28 protein-coding genes are annotated in these 23705 nt (G+C 68.2%); 10 read left to right on the forward strand and 18 right to left on the reverse strand.

The annotated features are described in order from the left end of the window. The 3 genes from K0O64_RS03115 to K0O64_RS03125 are packed head-to-tail and all read right to left on the reverse strand — an operon-like array spanning position 1 to position 2335. Positions 1 to 828, reverse strand: a complete 828-nt coding sequence (locus K0O64_RS03115) for an exodeoxyribonuclease III (RefSeq protein ID WP_071947808.1) — start codon at positions 826 to 828, stop codon at positions 1 to 3. Positions 829 to 831: 3 nt separating this feature from the next. Further along, positions 832 to 1737 (reverse strand): N-acetylglutamate synthase, CG3035 family, encoded by a 906-nt coding sequence (locus K0O64_RS03120; RefSeq protein ID WP_220046031.1) that lies wholly within the window; start codon positions 1735 to 1737, stop codon positions 832 to 834. Positions 1738 to 1741: 4 nt separating this feature from the next. After that, positions 1742 to 2335 carry a peptide deformylase gene (locus K0O64_RS03125; protein WP_071947806.1) on the reverse strand — a complete coding sequence of 198 codons (594 nt, stop codon included), beginning with the start codon at positions 2333 to 2335 and terminating at the stop codon, positions 1742 to 1744. A 126-nt stretch (positions 2336 to 2461) separates the two neighbouring features. Between K0O64_RS03125 and napA the strand changes: the two genes are divergently transcribed. The 6 genes from napA to K0O64_RS03155 are packed head-to-tail and all read left to right on the forward strand — an operon-like array spanning position 2462 to position 6148. Beyond that, a complete protein-coding gene (gene napA / locus K0O64_RS03130) occupies positions 2462 to 2770 on the forward strand; it encodes a nucleoid-associated protein NapA (RefSeq protein WP_071947805.1) in 309 nt (102 codons plus the stop codon). Positions 2771 to 2810: 40 nt separating this feature from the next. Then, a complete protein-coding gene (locus K0O64_RS03135; RefSeq protein WP_071947804.1) occupies positions 2811 to 3272 on the forward strand; it encodes a LytR C-terminal domain-containing protein in 462 nt (153 codons plus the stop codon). 10 nt (positions 3273 to 3282) lie between these two features. Continuing rightward, positions 3283 to 4026 carry a superoxide dismutase[Cu-Zn] gene (sodC, locus tag K0O64_RS03140; protein ID WP_220046032.1) on the forward strand — a complete coding sequence of 248 codons (744 nt, stop codon included), beginning with the start codon at positions 3283 to 3285 and terminating at the stop codon, positions 4024 to 4026. Next, complete coding sequence (locus K0O64_RS03145) at positions 4007 to 5155, forward strand: glutamate--cysteine ligase (protein WP_071947802.1); 1149 nt, start codon at positions 4007 to 4009, stop codon at positions 5153 to 5155. Before sodC ends, K0O64_RS03145 begins: the two co-directional genes overlap by 20 nt. A gap of 16 nt (positions 5156 to 5171) precedes the next feature. Next, positions 5172 to 5507, forward strand: coding sequence for a hypothetical protein (locus K0O64_RS03150; protein ID WP_125477377.1), 336 nt, complete (start codon positions 5172 to 5174; stop codon positions 5505 to 5507). 2 nt (positions 5508 to 5509) lie between these two features. Further along, the gene (locus tag K0O64_RS03155; protein WP_071947800.1) at positions 5510 to 6148 is read left to right on the forward strand and encodes an LON peptidase substrate-binding domain-containing protein; all 639 of its coding nucleotides are present in this window, start codon (positions 5510 to 5512) and stop codon (positions 6146 to 6148) included. 79 nt (positions 6149 to 6227) lie between these two features. On the opposite strand, the gene K0O64_RS03160 is transcribed toward K0O64_RS03155, so the two are convergent. The 8 genes from K0O64_RS03160 to K0O64_RS03195 form a co-directional block, all read right to left on the reverse strand. Then, complete coding sequence (locus K0O64_RS03160; RefSeq protein WP_071947799.1) at positions 6228 to 7133, reverse strand: SAM-dependent methyltransferase; 906 nt, start codon at positions 7131 to 7133, stop codon at positions 6228 to 6230. Further along, complete coding sequence (mnhG, locus tag K0O64_RS03165) at positions 7130 to 7480, reverse strand: monovalent cation/H(+) antiporter subunit G (RefSeq protein WP_071947798.1); 351 nt, start codon at positions 7478 to 7480, stop codon at positions 7130 to 7132. Before mnhG ends, K0O64_RS03160 begins: the two co-directional genes overlap by 4 nt. Then, on the reverse strand, positions 7477 to 7794 hold the full coding sequence (locus tag K0O64_RS03170) for a monovalent cation/H+ antiporter complex subunit F (protein WP_071947797.1): 318 nt from the start codon (positions 7792 to 7794) through the stop codon (positions 7477 to 7479). Before K0O64_RS03170 ends, mnhG begins: the two co-directional genes overlap by 4 nt. Next, positions 7749 to 8294, reverse strand: a complete 546-nt coding sequence (locus K0O64_RS03175) for a Na+/H+ antiporter subunit E (protein ID WP_071947796.1) — start codon at positions 8292 to 8294, stop codon at positions 7749 to 7751. The genes K0O64_RS03170 and K0O64_RS03175 overlap by 46 nt, the downstream gene beginning before the upstream one ends. Next, positions 8291 to 9892: a Na+/H+ antiporter subunit D gene (locus K0O64_RS03180; RefSeq protein WP_071947795.1), complete on the reverse strand. Its 1602-nt coding sequence runs from the start codon at positions 9890 to 9892 to the stop codon at positions 8291 to 8293. Before K0O64_RS03180 ends, K0O64_RS03175 begins: the two co-directional genes overlap by 4 nt. Then, positions 9889 to 10359 carry a Na(+)/H(+) antiporter subunit C gene (locus K0O64_RS03185; protein ID WP_220046033.1) on the reverse strand — a complete coding sequence of 157 codons (471 nt, stop codon included), beginning with the start codon at positions 10357 to 10359 and terminating at the stop codon, positions 9889 to 9891. The genes K0O64_RS03180 and K0O64_RS03185 overlap by 4 nt, the downstream gene beginning before the upstream one ends. Next, a complete protein-coding gene (locus K0O64_RS03190) occupies positions 10356 to 13256 on the reverse strand; it encodes a Na+/H+ antiporter subunit A (RefSeq protein ID WP_220046034.1) in 2901 nt (966 codons plus the stop codon). Before K0O64_RS03190 ends, K0O64_RS03185 begins: the two co-directional genes overlap by 4 nt. Positions 13257 to 13425: 169 nt before the next feature. Next, complete coding sequence (locus tag K0O64_RS03195; protein WP_225933609.1) at positions 13426 to 13731, reverse strand: hypothetical protein; 306 nt, start codon at positions 13729 to 13731, stop codon at positions 13426 to 13428. 105 nt (positions 13732 to 13836) lie between these two features. Between K0O64_RS03195 and K0O64_RS03200 the strand changes: the two genes are divergently transcribed. Continuing rightward, positions 13837 to 14436, forward strand: coding sequence for a TetR/AcrR family transcriptional regulator (locus tag K0O64_RS03200; RefSeq protein WP_071947791.1), 600 nt, complete (start codon positions 13837 to 13839; stop codon positions 14434 to 14436). Here K0O64_RS03200 and K0O64_RS03205 read toward each other — a convergent pair. Continuing rightward, on the reverse strand, positions 14433 to 15191 hold the full coding sequence (locus K0O64_RS03205; RefSeq protein WP_071947790.1) for a hypothetical protein: 759 nt from the start codon (positions 15189 to 15191) through the stop codon (positions 14433 to 14435). The genes K0O64_RS03200 and K0O64_RS03205 overlap by 4 nt on opposite strands. Positions 15192 to 15314: 123 nt before the next feature. After that, a complete protein-coding gene (locus tag K0O64_RS03210; protein WP_425574769.1) occupies positions 15315 to 15746 on the reverse strand; it encodes a DUF1707 domain-containing protein in 432 nt (143 codons plus the stop codon). A gap of 40 nt (positions 15747 to 15786) precedes the next feature. On the opposite strand from K0O64_RS03210, the gene K0O64_RS03215 reads away from it, so the two are divergent. Further along, on the forward strand, positions 15787 to 16236 hold the full coding sequence (locus tag K0O64_RS03215; protein WP_071950116.1) for an SRPBCC family protein: 450 nt from the start codon (positions 15787 to 15789) through the stop codon (positions 16234 to 16236). On the opposite strand, the gene K0O64_RS03220 is transcribed toward K0O64_RS03215, so the two are convergent. The 5 genes from K0O64_RS03220 to K0O64_RS03240 are packed head-to-tail and all read right to left on the reverse strand — an operon-like array spanning position 16233 to position 22142. Next, a complete protein-coding gene (locus tag K0O64_RS03220; RefSeq protein ID WP_071947788.1) occupies positions 16233 to 18410 on the reverse strand; it encodes an AAA family ATPase in 2178 nt (725 codons plus the stop codon). The two genes, K0O64_RS03215 and K0O64_RS03220, sit on opposite strands and share 4 nt — an antisense overlap. 3 nt (positions 18411 to 18413) lie before the next feature. Beyond that, the gene (pssA, locus tag K0O64_RS03225) at positions 18414 to 19268 is read right to left on the reverse strand and encodes a CDP-diacylglycerol--serine O-phosphatidyltransferase (RefSeq protein ID WP_071947787.1); all 855 of its coding nucleotides are present in this window, start codon (positions 19266 to 19268) and stop codon (positions 18414 to 18416) included. Beyond that, on the reverse strand, positions 19265 to 19978 hold the full coding sequence (locus K0O64_RS03230; protein WP_071947786.1) for a phosphatidylserine decarboxylase: 714 nt from the start codon (positions 19976 to 19978) through the stop codon (positions 19265 to 19267). Before K0O64_RS03230 ends, pssA begins: the two co-directional genes overlap by 4 nt. 44 nt (positions 19979 to 20022) lie before the next feature. Beyond that, positions 20023 to 21219 (reverse strand): molybdopterin molybdotransferase MoeA, encoded by a 1197-nt coding sequence (gene moeA / locus K0O64_RS03235; protein ID WP_071947785.1) that lies wholly within the window; start codon positions 21217 to 21219, stop codon positions 20023 to 20025. Then, positions 21219 to 22142 (reverse strand): SDR family NAD(P)-dependent oxidoreductase, encoded by a 924-nt coding sequence (locus K0O64_RS03240; RefSeq protein WP_071947784.1) that lies wholly within the window; start codon positions 22140 to 22142, stop codon positions 21219 to 21221. Before K0O64_RS03240 ends, moeA begins: the two co-directional genes overlap by 1 nt. A gap of 57 nt (positions 22143 to 22199) precedes the next feature. On the opposite strand from K0O64_RS03240, the gene K0O64_RS03245 reads away from it, so the two are divergent. Together K0O64_RS03245 and K0O64_RS03250 are read left to right on the forward strand one after the other, a co-directional pair. Next, positions 22200 to 23009 carry an HAD-IIA family hydrolase gene (locus K0O64_RS03245; protein ID WP_071947783.1) on the forward strand — a complete coding sequence of 270 codons (810 nt, stop codon included), beginning with the start codon at positions 22200 to 22202 and terminating at the stop codon, positions 23007 to 23009. Between the two features lie 97 nt (positions 23010 to 23106). Next, complete coding sequence (locus K0O64_RS03250; protein ID WP_096309817.1) at positions 23107 to 23586, forward strand: SRPBCC family protein; 480 nt, start codon at positions 23107 to 23109, stop codon at positions 23584 to 23586. The last annotated feature ends 119 nt before the right edge of the window (positions 23587 to 23705 follow it).

A 23705-nucleotide genomic window follows, 5' to 3' on the forward strand; every position in this document is an offset into this window, starting at 1 on the left:
TCAGCGCCGCAGATCCACCAGCACCGGCGCGTGGTCGCTGGGGGAGGGATCGCCCTTCTTGCCGGGGCGGCGTTCGTCCTTGACGATCTCGGCATGCGTCACCCGTTCGGCCAATGCCGGTGAGCCCAGGATGAAGTCGATCCGCATGCCGCGGCGCTTCTGGAACGCGAGCTGGGTGTAGTCCCAGTAGGTGTAGACCCCGGGCCCGGGCGTGAATGGGCGCACCACGTCGGTGAACTGGGTCTCGACGATGGCGTTGAAAGCGTTGCGCTCCGGTTCCGACACGTGGGTGGCACCGTCGAACACCGCGATGTCCCAGACGTCTTCGTCGGTCGGCGCGATGTTCCAGTCGCCCACCAGGGCGATCGGTGCCTGCGGATCCTTCTGCAACCACGACTCGGCCGTATTGCGCAGTGCGGCAAGCCATTCCAGCTTGTACTGATAGTGCGGATCGGCCAGGGTGCGACCGTTGGGCACATACAGGCTCCAGACCCGTACGCCGCCGCAGGTGGCCGCCAGCGCGCGGGCCTCGGCTTTGGCGTCGTCGTCCTTACCCCACGAGGGCTGGCCCTCGAAGCCGACCTCGACGTCGTCGAACCCGACGCGAGAGGCGATCGCCACCCCGTTCCACTGGTTGAACCCGCAGTGCACCACCTCGTAGCCGGCTTCGAGGAACGGCATGGTGGGGAACTGGTCGTCGGAGCACTTGGTTTCCTGCATGGCCAGCACGTCGACGTCGCCGCGCTGCAGCCAGTCGGTGACCCGGTCCACCCTCGCGCGAATCGAATTCACGTTCCAAGTGGCCAGGCGTAAGACGTCGGCGGGCATGGCCTACAGCGTACGGGGGCTCAACGAGCGGGCATCGACGTAGCGGTGGTGATGGTGCAGTCGGAATCCGAGCTGGTGATACAGCAGGATCGCGCCCGCGTTCTCGGTGAGAACCTGCACGTAAGCCCGGCTTGCACCGCGCTGCGCGCCCCAGCCGAGCAGGGCCTGGCACAGTCGTCGGGCATGCCCGCGCCTGCGGTGCTCGGCGTTGACGTGCACCGCCGAGATACCCAGCCAGCGGGTGCCGTCCGGTGCGGTGGTCACCGCGCCCCGCCCGACCGCGGCGTCGGCCAGGGCGGCGAACACGACCTCACCGTCCACGACCGCCGTCAGCACCTCGGCAGGCACATCGCGTTCGTAGCAGGCCAGCCACGCCGCGTCGGGACGTGCGGTGAACGTCACGGCCGGGTCAGCGGCGGCTTCGGTGAGATCGGTGACCATCACCCGGGTGTGCTTGATGCCGTCGGCCCGAATCGGCAGCAGCCGCTCCGGCAGCGCCAGCCACGGCTCCAGATTCCGCTGCGCGTACCAGTCGCGGATCGCAGGCAGCGACGCGATGGTCGATGAGAAGTCGAGTGGCACAGCCGAATTCGCGCGGCTGGTGTAACCGCCCGCAGCCCGCAGCAACCAGCCGTCGTGCCAGCTCTGCTCGGTTCCCGGCCAGGCGAGTGCCGCGGCATGTTCGAGAGCCCGGATCTCCGAGGTTCGCACTGGAACCACGCTGAGTTCGCGCACCGCGACGACGTCGGCGGGCGGGACCTCGACCACACCGTCGGACTTGGTGCGCACCACGATCAGCGGATCGGCGGCCTGCAGTTCGCCGATCACATCCGTCATCGGCGGGGTCGTGCCCGCGGGCAGGCGGTAGCGGATGCTCACCCGGCTGCCGACCGGCGGCAGGCTGGCCATCAGGTCAGTGACCGAACGGGTCGGGCACCTCACCGGGCGTCCACGACAGGCCGGGAACGCCCCAGCCGTTCTTCTTCGCGGTCTTCTTCGCTGCCCGCGCATGCCGGCCGATCAGCTTGTCGACGTAGAGGAACCCGTCGAGGTGGCCGGTCTCGTGCTGCAGCATGCGGGCGAACAGGTCGTGCCCCTCCAGGGTGACCGGGTTGCCGTCGGCGTCCAGACCGGTGACCCGGGCCCACTTCGCGCGGCCGCACGGGAACGATTCGCCGGGCACCGACAGGCACCCTTCGTCGTCGTTGTCGGGGTCCGGCATCGTCTCGGGGATCTCCGAGGTCTCCAGCACCGGATTGATCACCACGCCGCGGCGGCGGGTGGTCTTGCCGCGTTCGTCGGCGCAGTCGTAGACGAACAGCCGCTTGCCCACACCGATCTGGTTGGCCGCCAGCCCGACTCCGTTGGCCGCGTCCATCGTGTCGTACATGTCCTTGATCAGATCGGCCAGATCCGCGGGCAGTGAACCGTCGTCGCCGACCGGCACTGGTTGGGTCGGTGTGTGCAGAACGGGATCACCCAGGATCACGATTGGTCTAACTGCCATGATCGGCAAGCTTAAGTCAGCCGACGCGCGGGCTTGGCTGCCGTCCCAACCGGCTCCACCGTGATTGAATGAGCGCCAAGCAACGGGACTTCTTCTTCAGGTCTTCGAAAGGGTCAGCAGATCGAAATGGACGGCGCCATGGCACGGGCCGAGCGGTCTAATGACGACGCCGATCTCCCCGACGGGTTGAGTCGCCGCGAATACGACGTCCTGGCGTTCGAGCGGCAGTGGTGGAAGTACGCCGGCGCCAAGGAAGAGGCCATCAAGGAACTCTTCTCGATGTCGGCCACCCGCTACTACCAGGTGCTCAACGCCCTGGTCGACCGCCCCGAGGCACTGGCCGCCGATCCGATGCTGGTCAAGCGGCTGCGACGGCTGCGGGCGAGCCGGCAGAAGGCCCGCGCGGCCCGCCGCCTCGGCTTCGAGGTCCCCTGATTTTTCTCCGTAGGCGGCGCCCCTGGTTACAGTGGGCGCGATGAACGACCGCGTACCTGATTCCTCCGGGCTGCCGCTGCGCGCCATGGTCATGGTGCTGCTCTTCCTCGGCGTGATCTTCCTGCTGGTCGGTTTCCAGGCCATGGGCTCGGGCAATGACAGCAGCAGTGACGACACGGCGACGCGGACGGTCACCACCACGACGTCGAAGACATCGGCCGCGCCCGCGGCCAAGGCCGACGTGCGGGTGTTCAACGTCGGCGAAGGTGAAGGTGCGGCCGGGCGGATCGGTGACCGGCTGCGCGAGGCCGGGTGGAATGTCACCGAAACAAGCAACCTCCAGGTGCCGCCGCTGCCCGCCACGACCGTGTACTACGGCACGGCCGACGGGGAGCAGGCCGCTGCCGAGTCGGTGGCCAAGGTGCTCAACGCGCCGGTGGCCCCGAGAATCCCGGAAATCGCCGAGCAGCCACCGGGCGTGATTGTTTTGGTGACCGGATAGGCTTCGCCTCATGGTCACCGTCAGCCCGCTGAGAACTGCCGCCGCCGTCCTGTTCGTCGCTCCCGTCGCCGTGTTGAGCGCGTGCAGCCCCAACGAACCGATCGCCTCGCAGCCCGGTACCCCGCCTGCGGTGTGGACCGGTTCCCCGGCGCCGGCCGCCGCGGGCGAAGACAGCCACGGCGCCGGCCATGGCCAAGAGGCCCAGGGCACCCCGCAGGCATCGGCGTCCAGCGCCGACACCCTGACCGCGCAAATCAAGACCGCCGACGGCACCCAGGTCGCCGCGGCGACCTTCGAGTTCCAGGACGGCTTCGCCACCGTCACCGTGCAGACCACCGGTACGGGCAAGCTGGCGCCGGGCTTCCACGGCCTGCATCTGCATTCGTTCGCCAAGTGCGAGCCGAACTCCGTGGCGCCGACCGGCGGTGCGTCCGGTGACTTCCTGTCCGCGGGTGGCCACTTCCAGGCCGGCGGCCACACCGGGCATCCCGCCAGTGGGGACCTGGCCTCGCTGCAGGTCCGCGAGGACGGTTCGGCGATGCTGGTGACCACGACCAACTCGTTCACCAAGCAGGATCTGCTGGGCGGCAACGGGACGGCGATCATCATCCACGCCGACGCCGACAACTTCGCCAACATCCCGCCGGAGCGCTACCAGCAGATCCAGGGCGGCGCGCCCGGTCCGGACGAAGCCACGATGGCCACCGGCGATGCCGGCAAGCGGGTGGCGTGCGGTGTCATCGGCACCGGCTAAAACTCCAGCGGAGAAGCCCGGCCGGATCGACTTCGCCGGTTCACCCCGGCCGACACTCGGCGTCGAATGGGAGTTCGCCCTGATCGATGCGGCCACCCGCGACCTCAGCAATGAGGCGGCCGCGGTGATCGCCGATGTGGGCGAGAACCCGCACATCCATAAAGAGCTGCTGCGCAACACCATTGAGGTCGTCACCGGTGTGTGTGACACCGTCGACGAGGCCATGGTCGATCTCAAGGGGACGTTGCGCAGCGCGCGTGAGATCGTGCACGAACGCGGCATGGAGCTGTTCTGTGCGGGCACCCATCCGTTCGCGTCGTGGTCCACCCAGAAGTTGACCGACGCCCCGCGCTACGCCGAGTTGATCAAGCGGACCCAGTGGTGGGGACGGCAGATGCTGATCTGGGGTGTGCACGTGCACATCGGGGTGTCGTCGGCGCACAAGGTGATGCCGATCATCTCCTCGCTGCTCAATCAGTATCCGCATCTGCTGGCGCTGTCGGCCTCCTCGCCGTTCTGGGCCGGCGATGACACCGGCTACGCCAGCAACCGGGCGATGATGTTCCAGCAACTGCCGACCGCGGGCCTGCCGTTCCAGTTTCAGACCTGGCGGCAGTTCGAGCGGTTCGTGCACGACCAGAAGAAGACCGGCATCATCGACCACATCAACGAGGTCCGCTGGGACATCCGGCCGTCGCCGCATCTGGGCACCATCGAGGTGCGGGTGTTCGACGGCGTCTCCAATCTGCGGGAGCTCGCGGCCCTGGTGGCGCTGACCCACTGCCTGGTGGTGGACTTGGATCGCAGGCTGGAAGCCGGTGAGCAGCTGCCGGTGATGCCGCCCTGGCACGTGCAGGAAAACAAGTGGCGCGCCGCGCGCTACGGCCTGGACGCCATCATCATCCTCGACGCCGACAGCAATGAACGGTTGGTCACCGAGGACCTCGACGACCTGCTGACCCGGCTGCAGCCGGTGGCCGAATCGCTGCACTGCGCAGACGAATTGGCCGCGGTGGCCGATATTCCGCGGCGCGGCGCGTCATATCAGCGCCAGCACCGGGTAGCCGAGGAGAACGGCGGCGACCTGCACGCGGTGGTTGACTCGTTGGTCGGGGAGCTGGACATCTAGGCATCTGGAGGCACCCATGAGGATTCGACGACTGGGATTTGCGGTGGTGGCTGCGGCCGTCGTCCTAACCGGTGGTGGTTGTGCCAAAGCGATCACCGGCACCCCGGTGGCCACACCCGGTGAAGCGGGTAAGGGCATGGTGCCCGCCGATCTGCTCACCACTACGTGTCGGGAGTACCTGACCATGGACGTCGTCACCCGCCGTGAGGTCATCAAGGCAATTGGCAAGAGCGGCAACCAACTGGTCGCGATGAATCCGGAGCTGTGGGCCGGGGTCGCCGGTGCGCTGTGCGGATTCGTCGATCCCAGCGCACCGGTCAAGGACGTCGTCTTGGGTCAAGGCATTCGGTAGCGATGACCGTCCAACCGATGTTCCCGTTGCAGGCGGCCTTGTTGCCGGGAGAATCGTTGCCGCTGCGCATTTTTGAGCCGCGTTATTCGCAGCTCGTACGGGATTGCCTCGAGATGACCGACCCGGCGTTCGGGGTGGTGCTGATCAGCCGCGGCCGCGAGGTCGGCGGCGGCGACGTCCGCAGCGACGTCGGGACGCTGGCCCGCATCACCGAGTACGCCGATCAGGGGATGGGTCGCTACCAGCTGGCGACCGTTGTGGGCGAACGGATTCGGGTGCGTGAGTGGCTCGATGACGACCCCTACCCGCGGGCCGACATCGAGCCCTGGCCCGACGAGCCGGGCCCGCCGGTGACGCATGAGCGGATCGGCGAGATCGTCGATGCGATGCTCGCGTTGTTCGAGCGGATCGTCAGCGCGCAGGGTGCGCAGCTGCGCCCCGATGCCCTTGCCGTCGAGCCGGAGGTGGCCGACGACCCGTCCTGGCACATCTACACATTGGCGTCGCGGGTGCCGATGGGGCAAGCTGACCGCTACGCGGTGCTGGCTGCACCGACGCTGGCGGAGCGGGTCGACGTCCTGGCAGACGCGATCGAAACCGTCTCTGCCATGGTCGAATTCCAGATCGCCAGCGACGAGTAGTCGTCCCGCATCGACTCTGCGGTGAGCGTGCCTGTACGGGGCCAGACGGCGCACTGGGCGCAGACTCGATGCGCTGGGCTCAGAGCTTTCGGGCATCCAACAGGACGGTGTCGGGCACGGGATCCTCGAGATCGTCGGGTGCGGGCCGCTTGTAATGCTCCATCAGGTCGACCGCGGAGATCGCGGTGACCTCCCAACCGTGATCGGTCAACCACTTGTGGACGTCGGTGCGCGCCTCCATGTACCAGAGCCGGGTGACGTCCGGGATTTCGGGACCGCCGGTTTCGGCGGCGGCTCGTCGTGCCTCGGCCATCCGTTCCTGGCGGCGGGCGAGCTGCTCGGCGGAGTAGAACACCTCACCGAACGCCTCGACCGAAAGCCTGCTGCCCGGGGCGCTCAGATCGTCGATCTGCTCGAACAGCGCATCCTGCGCGGCTGCAGGCAGATACGGCAACAGACCCTCCGCCGACCACGCAGTCGGAGTGGCCGGATCAAAACCGGCCTGGCGCAACGCTGTTGGCCAGTCGTGGCGCAGATCCACCGCCACCGCGGCATACGAGGCGCCGGGCTTTGCCTGGTGCTCGGCGAGCACTCGTTCCTTGAATTCGAGCACCTTCGGTTGGTCGATCTCGTAGACCGTCGTGTCGCTGATCCAGGGCAGCCGCCAGGCGCGAGTGTCGAGGCCGGCGGCCAGGATCACGGCCTGGTCCAGTCCGTTGGCGCCAGCGGTGGTGAAGAACTCGTCGAAGAACTTGGTGCGCGAGGCGATGTAAGCGGCCATGGCCTGGGCCCGTACCGGGTTGTCGTCCAAAAACGGTGAGCGCCAGCCCGCCTCGACCGCGGCCTCGACAAAGAAGTGCGCGTACGGGTCGAGGTAGAGCGGGCATTGGGCGTCGGCCTCGACCGCTCGGGCCCGCGCCACGCTCAATGCGGTGGCGCCGACTCCCTCGGTGATGTCCCAGCTGTCGTCGTCGGTTCGGCTCACGGTTCCCGGTTCGCTCCCTCGGTGTTGTCGTCGCGCATCTCGTCGACCGTCAGTTCGTCGCTGACCTTCTGTTCACGGTAGGCCAGCTGCCCGACCCGGTGTGCGATCACCGGCGCGGTGATGAGGGTGAACATCGCGGTCAGTACGAGCATGCCGACGTCGACGTTGCCGGACAGCCGGATGGTCGCGCCGCCGAGCACCAGCACCAGACCCAGGACCTGCGGTTTGGTGGCGGCGTGCATGCGGGTCAGGGTGTCCGGGAAGCGCAGCACACCAATGGCTGCGGTCAGCGCCAGCGCGGAGCCGGCCAGCACCAGAACGGCGGCGAGCAGATCGAGGACATTCATCGGTCGTCCCGTCCCGCGATGTCGGGCACGCGGAACCGGGCCACGCTGACGGAGCCGACGAAGCTGATCAAGGCCAGCGCCGCCAGGCTGTAGGTGACGGTGGTGTCCAGGCTGAACGCCGCCCAGGTGCCGATGCCGCACATCGTCACCGCAACCAGGGTGTCGACCGCCACCAGGCGGTCCAAGGTGCTCGGACCCAGCAGCAACCGGATCATCGTCACCGCGGCGGCTGCGACCAGCATCACGCCCGAGAGCACCCACACGACTGTCACGATTGGACCCCCTCTTCGGATTCGCTTGCCGCAGGCCGCCATTCGGAGTTGCGCTCGAATGCGGCGATCAGCAGCTGTTCCAACTGCGTCAGCTGCCGGTAGAACCGCTCCACCGAGCGCTGGGATCCCACGTCGAGCACATGGACGTACACCAGCCGGCGGGCCTGGTCGATCTCCAGCACGATCGTCCCCGGGGTGAGGTTCATGATGTTGACCGCAAGGGCCAGAACCAGATCGGACTTCAGCGCCAGGTGGCCGCGCAGTACTGCCGACAGCGGTGGCTTACCCGGCCGGATTGCCAGCCAGGCCACCTGCACCGAGGACTGCATCAGCCACCACGTCACATGCAGGGCCAGGCGCAGCAGCGACAGCGGATGCAGCCGGCCCTGCACCGGCACCGACGGCAGGGGCAGCAGCAGCGTGATCAGCAGCGCCACCGCCAGTCCGGACAGCACGTTGGCCACCGACACGGTGCCCCACAGCAGCAGCCACACCAGCGTCAACCACACCAGCGTCCAGATCCGAAGTGCCCACGCCCTCATCGGTGGTTCCCCAGCACCGCGGTGATGTACTGGCTGCGGTCGAGCACCTCACTGGCCGCGCGGTCGGTGTAGCCGAAGATCGGTCCGGCGGCCACCGTCAACGCCAACCCGACGGCGATCAAAGCCATTGTCGGAACAAGCATTCCGACGGGCATGCGGCCGACGTCGCCGCGGTCGTCGAAGGCGACGTCCTCTGAGTAGTCATCGAGCAGCACCGAGGGTGCGGAGTCGGCCAGGGCGCCTTCGGGTGCGTCGACCCGCGACCGCCAGAACGCCTTGGTCCATACCCGGGCCACCACGTACAGCGTCAGCAGGCTGGTCACCACCGATCCGGCGACCAGGAACCACGCCAGCACCGAGCCGTTGGCGGTGCCCGCCTCCAAGAGCGCCACCTTGCCGATGAAGCCCGAAAATGGCGGGATGCCACCGAGATTCAGCGCCGGTACCACGAAGACGAATGCCAGCAGCGGGCTGGCGGCGGCCAGCCCACCCAGGCGTCGCAAGGTGGACGCCCCAGCCTGCCGCTCGATCAGCCCGACGACGAGGAACAGCGTGGTCTGCACGAGGATGTGGTGTGCGACGTAGTAGATCGCACCTGACATGCCCAGGCGGCTGGACAGCGCGATGCCGAACACCATGTACCCGATGTGGCTGACAAGGGTGAATGACAGCAGCCGTTTGATGTCGCTCTGTGCGATCGCGCCGAGAATGCCGACCAGCATGGTCAGCAGCGCCGCGACCAACAGCACATTGTCGAGCCGGCCCGCGGGGAACAGCAGCGAGTGCGCCCGGATGATCGCGTACACACCGACTTTGGTGAGCAGGCCGGCGAACACCGCGGTGACCGGCGCCGGTGCGGTGGGGTAGGAGTCGGGCAGCCACGCCGAGAGCGGGAACACCGCGGCCTTGATGCCGAACGCCACCAGCAGCACCGCGAAGATCGCGCTGCGGGTGCCGGTGGTGACGTCCTGCAGCCGCAGTGACAACTCGGCCATGTTCAGCGTCCCGGTGGTCGCGTAGATCAGTGCCAGGCCGATCAGGAAGATCAGCGACGACACCATCGAGACCATGACGTAGGAGATGCCGGCGCGCACCCGCTCCTTGCTGGCGCCGATGGTCAGCAGCACGAAGCTCGCCGACAGCAACACCTCGAATCCGACGTACAGGTTGAACAGATCACCGGCCAGGAACGCCGTGCACACGCCGGCCGACAGCACGAGATAGGTGGGCAGGAAGATCGACACCGGCTGGCGGTCGTCGCCGTCCCGGATACCCTGCCCGATGGCGTAGAACACGACGGCCAGCAGCACGATCGACGACACCACCAGCATCAGCGCCGAAAGCCGGTCGACCACAAGGGTGATGCCCAGCGGTCCGAGTCCCGCATCGGTCGGTCCCCACCCACCGACGTGCAGGGCCTGGGTGCCGTCACGGTCGGTCAGGTACAGCAGCACCGCGCACACCACCAGCACGCCGGTCAGGGCGGCAAGCGCGATCAGCCGCTGCAGCCGCGGTTTGCGGCCGGCGATCAACGTCAGCGCCGCCGCCACCAATGGGATCAGCACCGGCAGCGGCATCAACACACCGGAGAGGCTCATCGCGAGCCCTCGTGTCCGGGCAGGGCGTCGAGTTCGTCGGGCTCGTCGGTGTCGCGGGCCGGCTCGTGGTGCGGCGCGTCCTCGTCGATCGCCGCCGCTTCGGAGTCGGACAGCTTCGACACGCGGGTGTCCTCCGGGTCGTTGCCGACCTCTTCTTCCGTCGTCAGCCGGAACGACCGGTAGGTCAACGCCAGCACGAACGCGGCGATCCCCATCGCGATGACGATCGCCGTCAGGATCATTCCCTGGGCCAGCGGGTCGGCCGTCGTCGTCTCCGAACCGCTGTTGCGTCCGCGGATAGGCGGGTTGCCGGCCTCACCTCCGACGGTCAGGATCAATAGGTTGACCGCGTTGCCAACCAGCAGCAAGCCCAACAACATTCGGGTCAGGTTCCGCGAAAGCAGCAGGTACACACCACAACTGGTGAGCCCACCGATGATGATCAGGGGAACCAGGTAGACGGTCATGATGCCCTCGCCCTCACCGCGGGGCGGGCAGCGGTGGCCAGCTCCTCGTCGATGCGTGCGCCGAGGCTGCGCAGCACGTCGAGCACCAGACCGAGGACGATCAGGTAGACGCCGAGGTCGAAGAACAAGGCGGTCACGAATTTCACCGTGCCCAGTAGCGGCAGCTGCAGCGAGATCACCGCTGAGGACAACGCGGGAGCACCCATCAGCATCGAGCCGACGGCGGTGCCGCCCGACAGCGCCAGTCCCGCGCCGAGGATCTTCCCGGCGTCCAGCGGCAGGGTTTCGCCGAGCTCGTAACGCCCGCCGGCCAGATAGCGCAGTACCAACGCCAGGCCCGCCGTCAGTCCGCCGGCGAACCCGCCGCCGGGCGTGTTGTGACCGGTGAAGAAGAAGTACACCGACAGCACCATGATCAGCGGGAAGATCAGCCGGGTCGCGACCTCGAGCACCAGCGAACGGTTGCGTGGGTCGCGCAGTTCGCTGCCACGCAGCCAGGTGGTGTCGCCGACGGCCGGGCTGTACGCCATTGCCGGCAGCGTCCCGATGTCGGGCTGACCGGCGTCGGCCACTCGGGGTGCGGCGCCGAACCGGCGATTGCGGAATACCAGCGACGCCACGCCGGTGGCGGCGACCACCAGCACCGAGATCTCCCCGAGGGTGTCCCAGGCGCGGATGTCGACCAGCAGCACGTTGACGGTGTTGGATCCGTGACCGCGGTAGTAGGCGGCGTCCGGCAGCAGATCGGCGATCGGGGTGCCGGTGCGGGCGGCCATCGCGAACGCGGCCAGGGTGGTCACGGTCGCGCCGACGGCCAGCGCGAGCCCGATCCGGGGCAGCCGGAAACGCCGGGACTCCTCGGTCTCGGCGGGCAGGGTGCGCAACACCAGCACGAAGATCACCAGGGTCAGGGTCTCGACCAGAAATTGCGTCAGGGCGAGGTCGGGGGCGCCGTGGAAGGCGAAGATCGCGCCGCAGCCGTAACCGGTGATGCCGACCAGCAGCACCGCCGCCAGTCGGTTGCGCATCACGGTGGCGGCGATCGCGGCGGCCAGGATCAGCAGGCCCACCACCGGCTGAACCAGCGAGTCCCACAGCCGGATTTCGGGGTGGTCGCGCGGACCGAACGCCAGGACGATGACGGGGAAGAGGACGAGCGTCGACAGGATCACCGACTGGGTGACCGGAATCGATCCGCGTTGGGTGATGGCCGTCAGCCGCACCGAGGCAACGTCGGCGCCGCGGATCACCGCGTCGTAGATCCGGTCGGCGTTGCCGAGCGGCAGCCAGGAGCCCAGCTGGGCCAGGCGCAGACGCTCGCGGCTGACGAACGCCCCGATGCCGATCGCCAGCACCAGTGCCGACAGCAGCACCGGCAGGCCGAAGCCGTGCCACAACTCCAGCGTGTAGTGGCCGTCCTCGGCGCCGGCGGCCGGCACGCTCTCGGCGTAGGCGTCCAGGGTGCTGTCCAGGCGGCTGGGCACCAGACCGAAGAACAGTCCGGCCGCTGCCAGGATCGCGGGCGCCACCAGGAAGGTGACCGGCGGCCGATGCAGGTTGGCCACCAGGATGGTGGGACCTCCAGATCCCTTGCGGGCGAACGCACCCCACAGGAATCGCAGACTGTAGATGGTGGTGAAGACCGACCCGGTCACCACGCCGGCGAGCACGACGGGCGCCCATCCGCCAAGGGATTGGCTGTGCGCGATGGTTTCGAAGTCGGCCTCTTTGGCGACGAAGCCGAGGAAGGGTGGCAAAGCAGCCATGCTCGCGGTCGCGCCGGCGGCGATGACGAACAACCCCGGCATGCGGTGGCCGAGCCAGGCCAGCCTCCGGATGTCGCGGGTGCCCGTCGAATGGTCGATGACGCCGACGACCATGAACAACGTCGCTTTGAACAGCGCATGCGCGCACAGCATGGCCAGCCCGGCCAGCATCAGGTCCTGACCGCCGCCGCCGACCATCACGGTGATGAAGCCGAGCTGGCTGACCGTGCCGAACGCGAGGATCAGCTTGAGGTCGTTCTCTCGGACCGCGCGCCAGCCGGCCAGCAGCATGGTGAGCACACCGAGCGTGATCACGGTGGGGCGCCAGCCGGGGGAGTCGGCGAACCCCGGCGTGAGCCGCGCGATCAGGTACACGCCTGCCTTGACCATCGCGGCCGCATGCAGATATGCGCTGACCGGGGTCGGCGCGGCCATCGCGCCCGGCAGCCAGAAGTGGAACGGCACGATCGCGGACTTGGACAGCGCGCCGACGAGGACAAGGACGATGCCGACCGCGACGGCGGTGCCGTGCGGGGCGTCGGCCACCAATTCGGAGAGCAGGTAAGTGCCGGCGGAATGGCCGAGGATGACGATGCCAGCCAGCATGGCCAGCCCACCGGCGGTGGTGACCAGCAGGGCCTGCATGGCGGCCCGACGGCTGGTGGCGCGCTCCGCGTAGTGGCCGACCAGCAGGAACGACAACACCGTGGTCAGTTCCCAGAACGTGTAGAGCAGCAGCATGTTGTCGCTGACCACCAAGCCGAACATGGCCCCGGAGAACGCGACGAGCTCCGCGGCGAAGCTGGGCAGTCGGTTCTCGGTGTGGCCGTCTCGGTGGTGGAAGTACTCCGCGCAGTAGAACAGCACCAGCGCGCCGATGCCCAGAACGAGAACGCTCATGATCGCGGTCAGCGTGTCGAAGCGCAGGGTGATGTTCATCGACAGCTCGGGCACCCAGGGGATATCCACTCGGGCGGCGGACTGGCCGGCGCGCGGCCAGTTGAGCCCGACCCAGACCAGCGACCCAGCGGGCACCAGGGCAAGCGGATAGAAGGCCAGCCGTCCCCATCGCCACACGAGCGCCGGCGCCACGGCGGCGGCGATCGCGTGCGCGATCAGGATGACGAGCATGGCACTCCGCTCTAATGGACGCGCAAGCGCGTCGTCGATCTGAGGACGCCAGCGCGTCAGATGATCTACCGGTCGGTCGGGGTGTCAGCCAAAGGTTTTCGGCTATGTCCTGACAGCAGTCTACGTGGTTGACGGCGCGGCAGAATCTCCGGTCAGAGTGCGGTTGTGCTCAGCGTTGCGGTGTCGGTGCTGAAAGTGCTTGCTCGGCAATGTGTTTCAGCATCCGGCGGACGACCACCCGGTGCCCACCCGATCCGATCACCAGGGCTCGGTAGATCTTCCCCTTGAAGCCAGGAAAGGCCGCCCAGGTCTGCGCCGCCACCCGGGTTCCCGTGTCGGTGTCCGTGAGCAGAAAGATCAGCTTGTACTTCGCGAACCAGTGCCGGCCTCTTAGGGCGAAGCGGTCCGGTTGCTCGGCGGTGTCGAGGGTGAACCCGAACGGGACCGTCGTGGGGTCGTCAGGGTTGCTGCACATCGTTCGCAGTACCGCGTGCCACGTCGTTGCCCGATTCGCGGGAACGGTTATGGCATGCTCATCGATATAGGGTAAACGTTCCATATAGAAGGACTGTACTAGATCGTGGCACCACCGCGGAAGCATGAAACCGACGCCATCCTGGATGCGGCGCGCCGGCTCGTCCTAGCCGAGGGGCCGCGAGCGGCTAGCGTCGCCGCCATCGCCAAAGTCAGTGGCGCGCCGGTGGGCACGCTGTATCACCGGTTCGGCAATCGCGACGGTGTGGTGACGGCGGTATGGCTGCGTGCGCTGGAGCGCTTTCAGGCCCGCGCGATGGCGGCGTCCGGCTCGGATCCGCTGGAGGTGGCGGTCCAGATGGCGGTGGCAACGGTCGACTTCGCGCGGGACTGCGCCGAGGACGCGCGGCTGCTGCTGACCATCCGCCCCGATGATCTGCGCGACGCCGAACCCGACCCCGAGTTCACCACCACGTTGGCAGCGATGAATGCGCCGCTCGTGGCTCGGGTGACGGAGCTGGCTCGCCAGTTGTACGGACGTGGGGACGCGCGCAGCGTTGACGCCGTGACCAGGGCGGTGGTCGACCTGCCCTACGCCGTGGTGCGTCGGCACGCGCATGACGACGGGATGCCGGCGTGGGTGCGGACCGATGTCGCGACATCGGTTCGGGCCCTATTGGCGGCCCATTCCGGCGAGCCGGTCTAGCGCTGCAAATACGTCACGGTTTGCACGGCATTGGCCGCCGGGTTCGCGGTGTAGAGGATGTCGGTCGTGCCCGACGCGCTTCCCGTCATGCGGGCTCTGGTGGCATCGCCGCTCGCGGCGATGGCAATTCCGCCCGCGTTCGACAGGTGGTCGGGGTGCCGATACGCGAAGTTGCAGTTCGCCGGGCCACCCTTGGCGCGGCGCTTGCCCTTGAGTAATCCTGTTGCGCCCGAAGCGATCCGGGGCGGACAGCTCGCGACGTTGGTGGTGATCTCCGGAACGAAGATCAGGTCGTGGTCGCACGTGTTGGTGAGCTCGAACTCCCAGCCGTTGTAGTTCGGCCCCCAGAGATCGGGCCAACTGAAGACGACAACCTGCGGCCGGTCGCCGGGGGTGTCGGGGAAATCGACCGACATGCGCTGGTCGTAGTCCTGCGCGATCTCGCGGGTGATGGTGCCGTCGGCGTAGGCCGCGATGGAGATCCGGGCGCTGGTCGACCCGCACCGATACCCGAGGTCGGCGTTGGCCGGACCATCGAAGAGGAAGGGCGGCGACGAACTCTTGATGCCCTTGGCGTAACCAATTTGGCCGGCCTTGATCGGGCCGTCGGCCCGGTCGATGTTCGAGGTTCCGAAGTAGATCGGCACGAGGTCGACCGGGGTTTGATTGTGGATCTCGAATTCCCACCCGTCGCGGTTGCGGCCCCAGTCGAATTGGAACAGCTTGTCACGCAGTATGTTCAATGTCGCGGTCATGATGTTCCTTCTGCCGGTGCCCGATGTGCCAGTGGCAGTAAGGATCCCGCAGAATCTTGGTGCGCGCGTCGGCCGATCGGTGGGTTGAGAGGACGAAACCGCTGTCCACCGATCGGAGTACTGCTACCGGCAGAAGGTGCGCACCGGAAGTATGTGGCCCAGCAGTCCGATGGCCCCGCCGAGGATCGGCCAGACCGGCCAGAAGTATGCGGTCTCACCGGTGGTGAGCGCGACGGCCAGCCACACCGCCAGGACGATCGCGACCATCGCCAGGTAGCCGGCCAGGTGGAACCGCACCGAGGCGCGGGCGGCCTTCTTGCGGGCCGCGATGCGACGGGGGTCGCTCCGTCGCACGTGGTCGACCGGTAGGTCGGCCAGCACGCGGCGCAATTGGTCGGCGCTTTCCGCGGCGAATGCGGCTTGGACCCGAGTCTCGTACTCGGCAAGATCGAAGTATCCCTGAGCGAGGGCCAGGGACAGCAGGTCAGCGGTATTTTCCCGGTCGCGATCTCCGACCCGGATAGCGGCGATGCTCATACCGTCCAACTCTGACATGTCAGTAGTGGACTGTCAATGGGTGTTGTTGAATGGCGGCATGGTCGAGCAGGACAAAATCGTCAGCGCGAGCAAGCGGATTGCCGCACCCGCCGCGAGCATCTTCGAACTGATCGCCGACCCGGCACGCCAGCCGGAATGGGACGGCAACGACAACCTCGCGCAGGCTGCGCCGGGTCAACGAGTGCGCGCCGTGGGGGACGTGTTCGTGATGACGCTGAGTCACGGCCCGGTCCGGGAGAACCACGTCGTCGAGTTCGACGAGGGCCGCCTGATCGCGTGGCGCCCGTCGGAGCCGGACTCCGCCCCGCCGGGACACCTGTGGCGCTGGCAGCTCGAGGCGGCTGATGACGGGACCACCGTGGTCACGCACACCTACGACTGGACCGAGTTGAACGACCCCGAGCGACTCCCACGGGCGCAGGCCACCACGGCCGACAAACTGCGGGCCTCGATCGACCGCCTTGCCGCGCTCGCCGAAAAGGGTTAGCGCCCCGCTGCAAACGCCCGCAGCGATTCCACCTGAGCCGCGTCCAGCGACGGCCGCACCGTTTCGCGGGCCTTGGCCACATCATCGGCGGTGACGTCGGCGGCGTCGATCGAGCGGCGCATCGCGGTCAGCGCGGCCTCGCGCAGGAGTGCCACGCAGTCGGCGGCGCTGTAGCCGTCCAGATCGGCGGCCAGCGCATCGAGGTTGACCTCGGGTGACAGCGGCACGGATTTACCTGCGGTGCGCAGGATTTCGCGGCGCGCATCGGCATCGGGCGGCTCGACGAACACCAGCTTCTCCAGCCGGCCAGGACGCAGCAGCGCCGGGTCGATCAGGTCCGGCCGGTTGGTCGCGCCGAGCACCACCACGTCGCGCAGCGGCTCGATGCCGTCGAGCTCGGTCAGCAGTGCGGCGACCACCCGGTCGGTCACGCCGGAGTCGAAGCTCTGCCCGCGTCGTGGCGCGAGCGCGTCGATCTCGTCGAGGAACACCAGCGATGGCGCGGAATCCCTTGCCCGCTGGAACAATTCGCGGACGGCCTTCTCCGACGAGCCGACCCACTTGTCCATCAGCTCGGCACCCTTGACCGCATGCACACTCAACCGGCCCGAACTGGCCAGCGCCCGCACCACGAAGGTCTTGCCGCAGCCGGGCGGGCCGTAGAGCAACACGCCTCGGGGCGGGTCGACGCCCAGGCGGGCGAAGGTGTCCGGATGCTGCAGCGGCCACAGCACCGCCTCGGTGAGGGCCTGCTTCACCTCCACCATGTCGCCGACGTCGTCGAGGGTGACCGACCCGACGGTCACCTCCTCGGTGGCCGAGCGTGACAGCGGACGGATGACGCTCAGCGCCCCCTTGAGGTCCTCTTGGGTGAGCGCGGGCGGCTTGCCGTCCTCACTGGCGCGGGCGGCCGCCCGCAGCGCCGCCTCGCGCACCAGAGCAGCCAAATCCGCGCGGACGAATCCCGGTGTGCGCTCGGCGATTTCGTCCAGCGACAGGTTGTCGGCGGGCACATCCCGCAGCAGCACCTCCAACAGCGCTTTGCGAGTGGCGCCGTCCGGCAGGCTCAAGCCGAGCTCGCGGTCGCACAGGTCCGGAGCGCGCAGCCGCGGGTCGACTGCGTCGGGCTTCTGGGAGGTGGCCACCAGAACCACACCGGGTGCGGCGACGGCCTTCCGCAGTTCGGTGAGGATCATCGCCGACACCGGCTCCGCGGGGCTGGGCAGCAGTGCGTCGATATCGGTGATCAGCAGCACGCCACCACCATTGATGACCGTCGCGACCGCGTCGGCGACCGCCCGTTGCCGGTCCTGAGCCGCCAGCGCGCCGGTATCGGGCCCGTCGAGCTCGACCAGCCGCCGCCCGGCACACACCGCGCGTACCAGCGTGGCCTTGCCGACCCCGGCCGGGCCGGTGACCATCACACCCAGATTCGGCTTGGCCCCAAGCTTTTCCAGCAACTCCGGCTGATCCAAAGCGAGCTTGAGCCATTCCGTGAGCCGGCCGGCCTGCACGTGCTGGCCCTTGAGGTCGTCGACCGACACAGCCGGAGCCTCCGGCCACACCATGGGTTGGCTCACCGCCGCGGTCGAGCCCGACACACCGGCCGCAGGCGTCACGCCGTCACCCCAGGTGACCGACGAATTCGGTTGCACGCTCACCGGTCCGGCCGGATCGGTGCCGGTGACGGTCAGCAGCTCCGAGGTCCAGGTGATGCCCACCGACGACGCCAGGGCCGAGCTGGCCTGGGTGGTGGACGTTCCCGGGCCCAGATCGCGCGGCAGCAGCGAGACGGTGTCACCGATGGTCATCACCTTGCCCAGCAGCGCCTGGCGCAGCGTCGCCGACGACACCGACTGGGTGGCCAGCGTTGAGCCCCGCAGCGTGACCGAGCGTGCGCCGTACACGGTGACCGGCGCCACCAGCACGGTGGTGTCCTCACGAAGGCCGGCATTGGACAGCGTCACATCGTCGAGCAGTGCGGTGCCGGCCGGGGTGTCCGGTGGGGCGATTCCGGCGACGGCGGAGGTGGTGCGGGAACCGGTGAGCGACACCGCATCCCATTCCCGAATGCCGAGCGCGGCGATGGCCTCCGGATGCAGCCGCACCACACCGCGCCGGGAGTCCAGCGCCGAGGTGTTCAACCGTGCCGTCAGCGCCAAATTCGAGGGCACGCGCTACCCGCCCGGTCTACGCAGGCCCAGCCTGGCCACCGACCGCCGCCGGGTGGGTTGCTTGGCCCGGCGGATCGCGCGGCGCGCGGCGCGCTGCTGGCGGGGCTGGTCGTTCCACGCTTCGGGATGCGCGGCGACCCAGCGCTGGCTACGGAACGCGAACGGGATGTGCACGACGTAGGCGGCGATGATCACCAGGATGACCAGATAGGGGAAGACGAACGCGGCGGCAACGCCGATGGCCAGCAACGCCAGCAGCGGGGCCACCATGTTGGGCCGCACCGTGAAGGTGTGCACCTTGCGCATCGGGAGGCGGCTGACCACCAGCAGGGAGACGCCCACCATCCAGATCGACACCGCCCAGTACGACGTCCACCAGCCGTCGCCCCACTGCATCTTGGCCGCCAGTGGGCCGATCGCGCCGATCGCGCCGGCGGGTGCGGGCATGCCGACGAAGTACTCCTTGGTGTACGCGGGCAGATCGGCGTCCAGCAGGGCGTTGTAGCGGGCCAGTCGCAGCACGATGCACACCGCGTAGAGCAGCACCACCACCCAGCCGATGCGGGTGTCGGCCAGCAGCAGGGCATAGACGATAAATGCCGGTGCCACACCGAAATTCACCGCGTCGGCCAGCGAGTCGATCTCCTCGCCCATCCGGGAGGTGGCCTTGAGCACCCGCGCGATGCGACCGTCGAGGGCATCCAAGATGGCGGCGGCGGCCAGGAAGGCCATCGATTCGGTGGGCCGATTGTCCAGGGCGTACTTCACCGACGTCAGCCCGAGGCAGATGGCCAGCACCGTGACGGCGCTGGGCAGCAGACGGGTGCTGATGAGCGGGCGCGGGCGGGGTTTGATCACGGCAGCTGCGCCAACACCGTCTCGCCGGCGAGCGCGCGCTGACCGGGTTCGACCAGGATCTGCGACCCGGCGGGCAGGTAGGTGTCCAACCGCGAGCCGAACCGGATCAGTCCATAGGTGTCGCCGATCGCGACCTTGTCACCGGCGTGCAGATCGCAGATGATTCGACGCGCGACCAGGCCGGCGATCTGTACGACCACCACTTCCCGTCCTTCCGGCGTGCGGATCAGCACGCTGTTGCGTTCATTGTCCTCGCTGGCCGCCGCCAGGTCGGCGGAATGAAAGCGACCGGGCCGGTACTCCACGGCGATGACCTCACCGCCCACCGGCAGACGCTGCACATGCGCGTCGAGCAGCGACAGGAAGATGCTGATCCGCGGGCGCGGGCCGGCGGGCAGGCCGAGCTCGGCCGGGGGTTCGGCCTCTTCGACCAGGCAGATCAAACCGTCGGCCGGGGCCACCACCACGCCGGGACGGCTCGGTGGATTCCGCGGGGGATGCCGGAAGAAGCCGGCATTGGCGGCGGCCGCCGCCAGCCCCGCCCGGCGCAGCCAGCGGTTCTTGCGGCCGACGGCCGCCACGGCCAGACCTGCCGAGATGAACGGCAGGCCGGCGGGGTGAACAGGGGGAACGGAGGAACGCACCAGCGCGACCAGCCGCTGGGGGCCGGACTTCATGTTGTCTTCCGCGGTGCGGGGGCGTCTGGCCATCGGCGACGATTCTACGTGCGCGCTGTGAACCGGCGGGTGAGGACCTACGACAGGTCCCAGAGCTGGACCTGCTCGCCCGCGGCCATCTCGGTGACGTCCTCGGCGATCTCCAGCAGACAGTCCGCCGAGGCCAGCCAGCGCAGGTGGTGCGATGCGGGCGGCCCGTAGGTGGTGACGGTGCCTGCCGCGGCGTCGTACACCCCGCGGCGGAACTGGCGCTTGCCCTTCGGTGACGTCAGGTCGTCGGCCAGCACGGCGGTGCGCCGCGGCCGGTGCGGGTTGGGTAATCCCATCGCCGCGCGCAGGGCAGGCCGGACGAACACCTCGAAGGACACCAGTGCGCTGACCGGGTTGCCGGGCAGCGTGATGATCGAGGTGCCCGCGGCTCGTCCCGCACCCTGGGGCATGCCGGGCTGCATCGCGACCTTGACGAACTCCACGGCTCCCGCGCCGAACGCGTCCTTCACGACCTCGTACGCGCCGGCGCTCACGCCGCCGGTGGTGATGATCAGGTCGGCCTGCCCGGCGTAACCCTCGAGCACGGTGCTGAACTGCGCGACGTCGTCGCTCGAGGTGGGCGTGGCCACCACTTCTCCGCCGGCTTCGCGGACCGCGGCGGCCAGCATGATCGCGTTGGACTCGTAGATCTGGCCCGGTTGCAGTTCGGTGCCCGCGGACACCAGCTCCGAACCGGTCGACATCACGAGCACCCGCAGCCGCGGCTGCACGGTGAGCGAACCCAGTCCCAGTGCGGCGGCCAATCCCAGCGCGGCCGGCGTCACCACCTGACCGGCCCGCAGCACCGTCGTCCCGGCGGTCACATCCTCGCCCGCGCGGCGCACATGCTGACCGGGCTTGGGCGCGATGCGGATCTCGACGGTGTCGGTCCCTGCGTCGGTGGCCTCGACCGGCACCACCGCGGTGGCACCGGCGGGCAGCGGCGCGCCGGTCATGATCCGGTGCGCGGTACCCGCCGCCAACGTCAAGCGGTCCACGCGCCCAGCTGGAATATCTTCGGCGACAGGCAGTTTCACCGGGGTTGCGTCGGAGGCGGCGGCGACGTCCTCGGCGTGTACGGCGTAGCCGTCCATCGCGGAGTTGTCGAACACCGGTAGCGACAGCGGTGCCGCCACATCGGCGGCCAGGACCAGTCCCTCGGCGTCGGCCAACCCGACCGTCGCCGTCGCACGTGCAGTGATGAGGTCGGCGACGACCCGCTGATGTTCTTCGACGGTGCGCATCAGATCGGGAAGGTGACGCCGGTCAGCTCTTCGGACACCGTCCACAGACGCCGCTGGATGTCCCGGTCGTGGGACTGCTTGCTGGAGGTCACCAGTTTCGGATGGCCGCGCAGCTCGCGGAATCCGTCGGGCCCGTAGTACTGGCCGCCCCGGACGGCCGGATCGGTGGCGGCCCGCAGCGTGGCCAGCGCACCCATTTCCGCGCTGTTCAACAGCAGGCCGCTGATCAGCTTGACGCCGGGAAGCGAGGAGCCCGGGACGTGACGGATCAGTTCGGTGTCCGAGACGCCCGGGTGTGCGGCGACCGCGATGGTTTTGGCGTGGGCAGCGGCCAGCCGGCGCTGCAGTTCGTAGGCGAACATCAGATTGGCCAGTTTCGACTGGCCGTAGGACGCCACCCGCTCGTAGCGGCGGCGTTCCCACTGCAGATCGTCGAAGGCGATCTTGGCGCGGATGTTGTGCGCGACGCTGGCCACCACGACCACCCGCGACCCGTCGACGGGCAGCAGGTTGTTCAGCAACAGACCGGTGAGCGCGAAGTGGCCCAGATGGTTTGTGCCGAACTGCAACTCGAAGCCGTCGGCGGTGGTCTGCTTGGGCGGGTACATCACCCCGGCGTTGTTGATCAGCAGATCGATGCGGGGATAGGCGCTGCCCAGCTCGGCCGCGGCCTCGCGCACCGATGCCAGCGAGCCCAGATCCAACTTGTGCACCGTCACCTCGGCCGACGGCGCAACGCGCCGGATCTGGCCTGCGGCCGCCTCGCCCTTGGCGGTGTCGCGAACAGCCATCACCACGCGAGCCCCGTGTTGCGCCAGCACGCGGGCGGTATCGAAGCCGAGCCCCGTGTTGGAGCCGGTGACGATCGCGACGCGTCCACTCTGATCGGGGACGTCTGCCTCGGTCCACTTTCCTGCGCTCATGGCTTGACGATAGACGGCCCGAGTTGCGGACGGTCGGTGGCCGTTTACTGTCGCGGTATGGCTATCGGTGGGGTGTTGTTCGACATCGATGGCGTCCTGGTGACCTCGTGGAAGCCGATCGCGGGCGCGGCCGAGGCGGTGGCGGTACTGGCCGCTCGGCAGATCGCGCGGTCCTACCTGACCAACACCACCACCCGGACCCGCCAGCAGATCGCATCGGCGTTGTGTGATGCCGGAATCGATGTGCGGCCCGACGAGGTCATCACCGCGGCCGCGCTGACCGCCGACTACGTGCGGGCCAACTATCCCGACGCGCGCTGCTTCCTGGTCAACAACGGTCAGATCACCGACGACATGCCGGGCATCGACATCGTCGACTCGGAAGACTACGACGCCGGCTCCGAGGTTCCCGACGTGATCCTGCTCGGCGGCGCCGGTCCGGAGTACAGCCACCGCACGCTAAGCCGGGTCTATGAGTGGATGGCCCAAGGGGTGCCAGTGGTGGCCATGCACCGCAGCACCGCGTGGACGACCACCGAAGGTTTGCGGATCGACACCGGCATGTACCTGATCGGTATGGAAGAGACATCGGGGCGCAAGGCCACCGGCGTCGGCAAGCCCGCGCCGGCCGGGTTCCTCGCCTCGGCCGCCCGGCTGGGCGTCGACCCCGACGAGATGTACATGGTCGGCGACGACCTCAACAACGACGTGCTGGCCGCGCAGGTGGTCGGGATGACCGGTGTGCTGGTGCGCACCGGCAAGTTCCGCCAGGACACCCTTGACCGTTGGGCGGCAGACGAATTCGCCATGCAGCCCAATCACGTCATCGACTCCGTCGCCGACCTGCCGAGGTTGCTGGAGCTCTAGTCGCCGATCGTCACGCCAGAGACACCGTCGGCGTCGAGCGTGACGCGGGTGTGACGCTGGGCGATGAGTTTTGCCGGTCGTACTGGTCTGTCTTGGTATGACTGAAATTCTGATTGTGACCACCACCGTCGACGCGCCCCCGGCCGCCGTGTTCCGGGTGCTGGCCGACCCGAAAACCCATGGCGACATCGACGGCACCGGCTGGGTGCGGGAACCGCTCGACGACGGCCGGGAACTGACCGAGGTCGGACAGATCTTCCGCATCGCGATGTACCACGACAACCACCCCGACAAGCATTACGAGATGGCCAACCAGGTCACCGTGCTCGAACCCGACCGTGCCATCGGCTGGGCGCCCGGGGGATTGCAGGAGGACGGCAGGATCGAGCTCGGCGGCTGGACGTGGCGTTATGACCTCGAGCCCGTCGGCGACCGGCAGACCCTCGTCACCCTGACGTACGACTGGTCGGGCGCCACCGACGAGATCCGGAAGAACATCGTGTTCCCGCCGTTCCCGGTCTCGCATCTGGACAATTCGCTGGCCAATCTGGCGAGGCTGTCCGTCGTCAGGACCTGAGGTTCGGGCCGCCGTGAAACGGCCCGTCGAATAACGCATTACCCGTGACCAAAACCGCCGGGCAGACCAGATTGTTAATTTGCTGCGTCTGCCCGCCGCGGTGCGCCTCGGTGTGGTAA

It is taken from the genome of Mycolicibacterium pallens (assembly GCF_019456675.1).
In the GTDB taxonomy this organism is placed as follows: domain Bacteria; phylum Actinomycetota; class Actinomycetes; order Mycobacteriales; family Mycobacteriaceae; genus Mycobacterium; species Mycobacterium crocinum.

Excerpts from the sequence above, each read along its gene's own strand:
- K0O64_RS03115 (WP_071947808.1), bottom strand. The coding sequence starts at position 828 with ATGCCCGCCGACGTCTTACGCCTGGCCACTTGGAACGTGAATTCGATT.
- K0O64_RS03120 (WP_220046031.1), bottom strand. The coding sequence starts at position 1,737 with ATGGCCAGCCTGCCGCCGGTCGGCAGCCGGGTGAGCATCCGCTACCGC.
- K0O64_RS03125 (WP_071947806.1), bottom strand. The coding sequence starts at position 2,335 with ATGGCAGTTAGACCAATCGTGATCCTGGGTGATCCCGTTCTGCACACA.
- napA (WP_071947805.1), top strand. The coding sequence starts at position 2,462 with ATGGACGGCGCCATGGCACGGGCCGAGCGGTCTAATGACGACGCCGAT.
- K0O64_RS03135 (WP_071947804.1), top strand. The coding sequence starts at position 2,811 with ATGAACGACCGCGTACCTGATTCCTCCGGGCTGCCGCTGCGCGCCATG.
- sodC (WP_220046032.1), top strand. The coding sequence starts at position 3,283 with ATGGTCACCGTCAGCCCGCTGAGAACTGCCGCCGCCGTCCTGTTCGTC.
- K0O64_RS03150 (WP_125477377.1), top strand. The coding sequence starts at position 5,172 with ATGAGGATTCGACGACTGGGATTTGCGGTGGTGGCTGCGGCCGTCGTC.
- K0O64_RS03155 (WP_071947800.1), top strand. The coding sequence starts at position 5,510 with ATGACCGTCCAACCGATGTTCCCGTTGCAGGCGGCCTTGTTGCCGGGA.
- mnhG (WP_071947798.1), bottom strand. The coding sequence starts at position 7,480 with ATGAATGTCCTCGATCTGCTCGCCGCCGTTCTGGTGCTGGCCGGCTCC.
- K0O64_RS03170 (WP_071947797.1), bottom strand. The coding sequence starts at position 7,794 with ATGGCGGCCTGCGGCAAGCGAATCCGAAGAGGGGGTCCAATCGTGACA.
- K0O64_RS03175 (WP_071947796.1), bottom strand. The coding sequence starts at position 8,294 with ATGAGGGCGTGGGCACTTCGGATCTGGACGCTGGTGTGGTTGACGCTG.
- K0O64_RS03180 (WP_071947795.1), bottom strand. The coding sequence starts at position 9,892 with ATGAGCCTCTCCGGTGTGTTGATGCCGCTGCCGGTGCTGATCCCATTG.
- K0O64_RS03185 (WP_220046033.1), bottom strand. The coding sequence starts at position 10,359 with ATGACCGTCTACCTGGTTCCCCTGATCATCATCGGTGGGCTCACCAGT.
- K0O64_RS03190 (WP_220046034.1), bottom strand. The coding sequence starts at position 13,256 with ATGCTCGTCATCCTGATCGCGCACGCGATCGCCGCCGCCGTGGCGCCG.
- K0O64_RS03195 (WP_225933609.1), bottom strand. The coding sequence starts at position 13,731 with ATGTGCAGCAACCCTGACGACCCCACGACGGTCCCGTTCGGGTTCACC.
- K0O64_RS03205 (WP_071947790.1), bottom strand. The coding sequence starts at position 15,191 with ATGACCGCGACATTGAACATACTGCGTGACAAGCTGTTCCAATTCGAC.
- K0O64_RS03210 (WP_425574769.1), bottom strand. The coding sequence starts at position 15,746 with ATGTCAGAGTTGGACGGTATGAGCATCGCCGCTATCCGGGTCGGAGAT.
- K0O64_RS03215 (WP_071950116.1), top strand. The coding sequence starts at position 15,787 with ATGGTCGAGCAGGACAAAATCGTCAGCGCGAGCAAGCGGATTGCCGCA.
- K0O64_RS03230 (WP_071947786.1), bottom strand. The coding sequence starts at position 19,978 with ATGGCCAGACGCCCCCGCACCGCGGAAGACAACATGAAGTCCGGCCCC.
- moeA (WP_071947785.1), bottom strand. The coding sequence starts at position 21,219 with ATGCGCACCGTCGAAGAACATCAGCGGGTCGTCGCCGACCTCATCACT.
- K0O64_RS03240 (WP_071947784.1), bottom strand. The coding sequence starts at position 22,142 with ATGAGCGCAGGAAAGTGGACCGAGGCAGACGTCCCCGATCAGAGTGGA.
- K0O64_RS03245 (WP_071947783.1), top strand. The coding sequence starts at position 22,200 with ATGGCTATCGGTGGGGTGTTGTTCGACATCGATGGCGTCCTGGTGACC.
- K0O64_RS03250 (WP_096309817.1), top strand. The coding sequence starts at position 23,107 with ATGACTGAAATTCTGATTGTGACCACCACCGTCGACGCGCCCCCGGCC.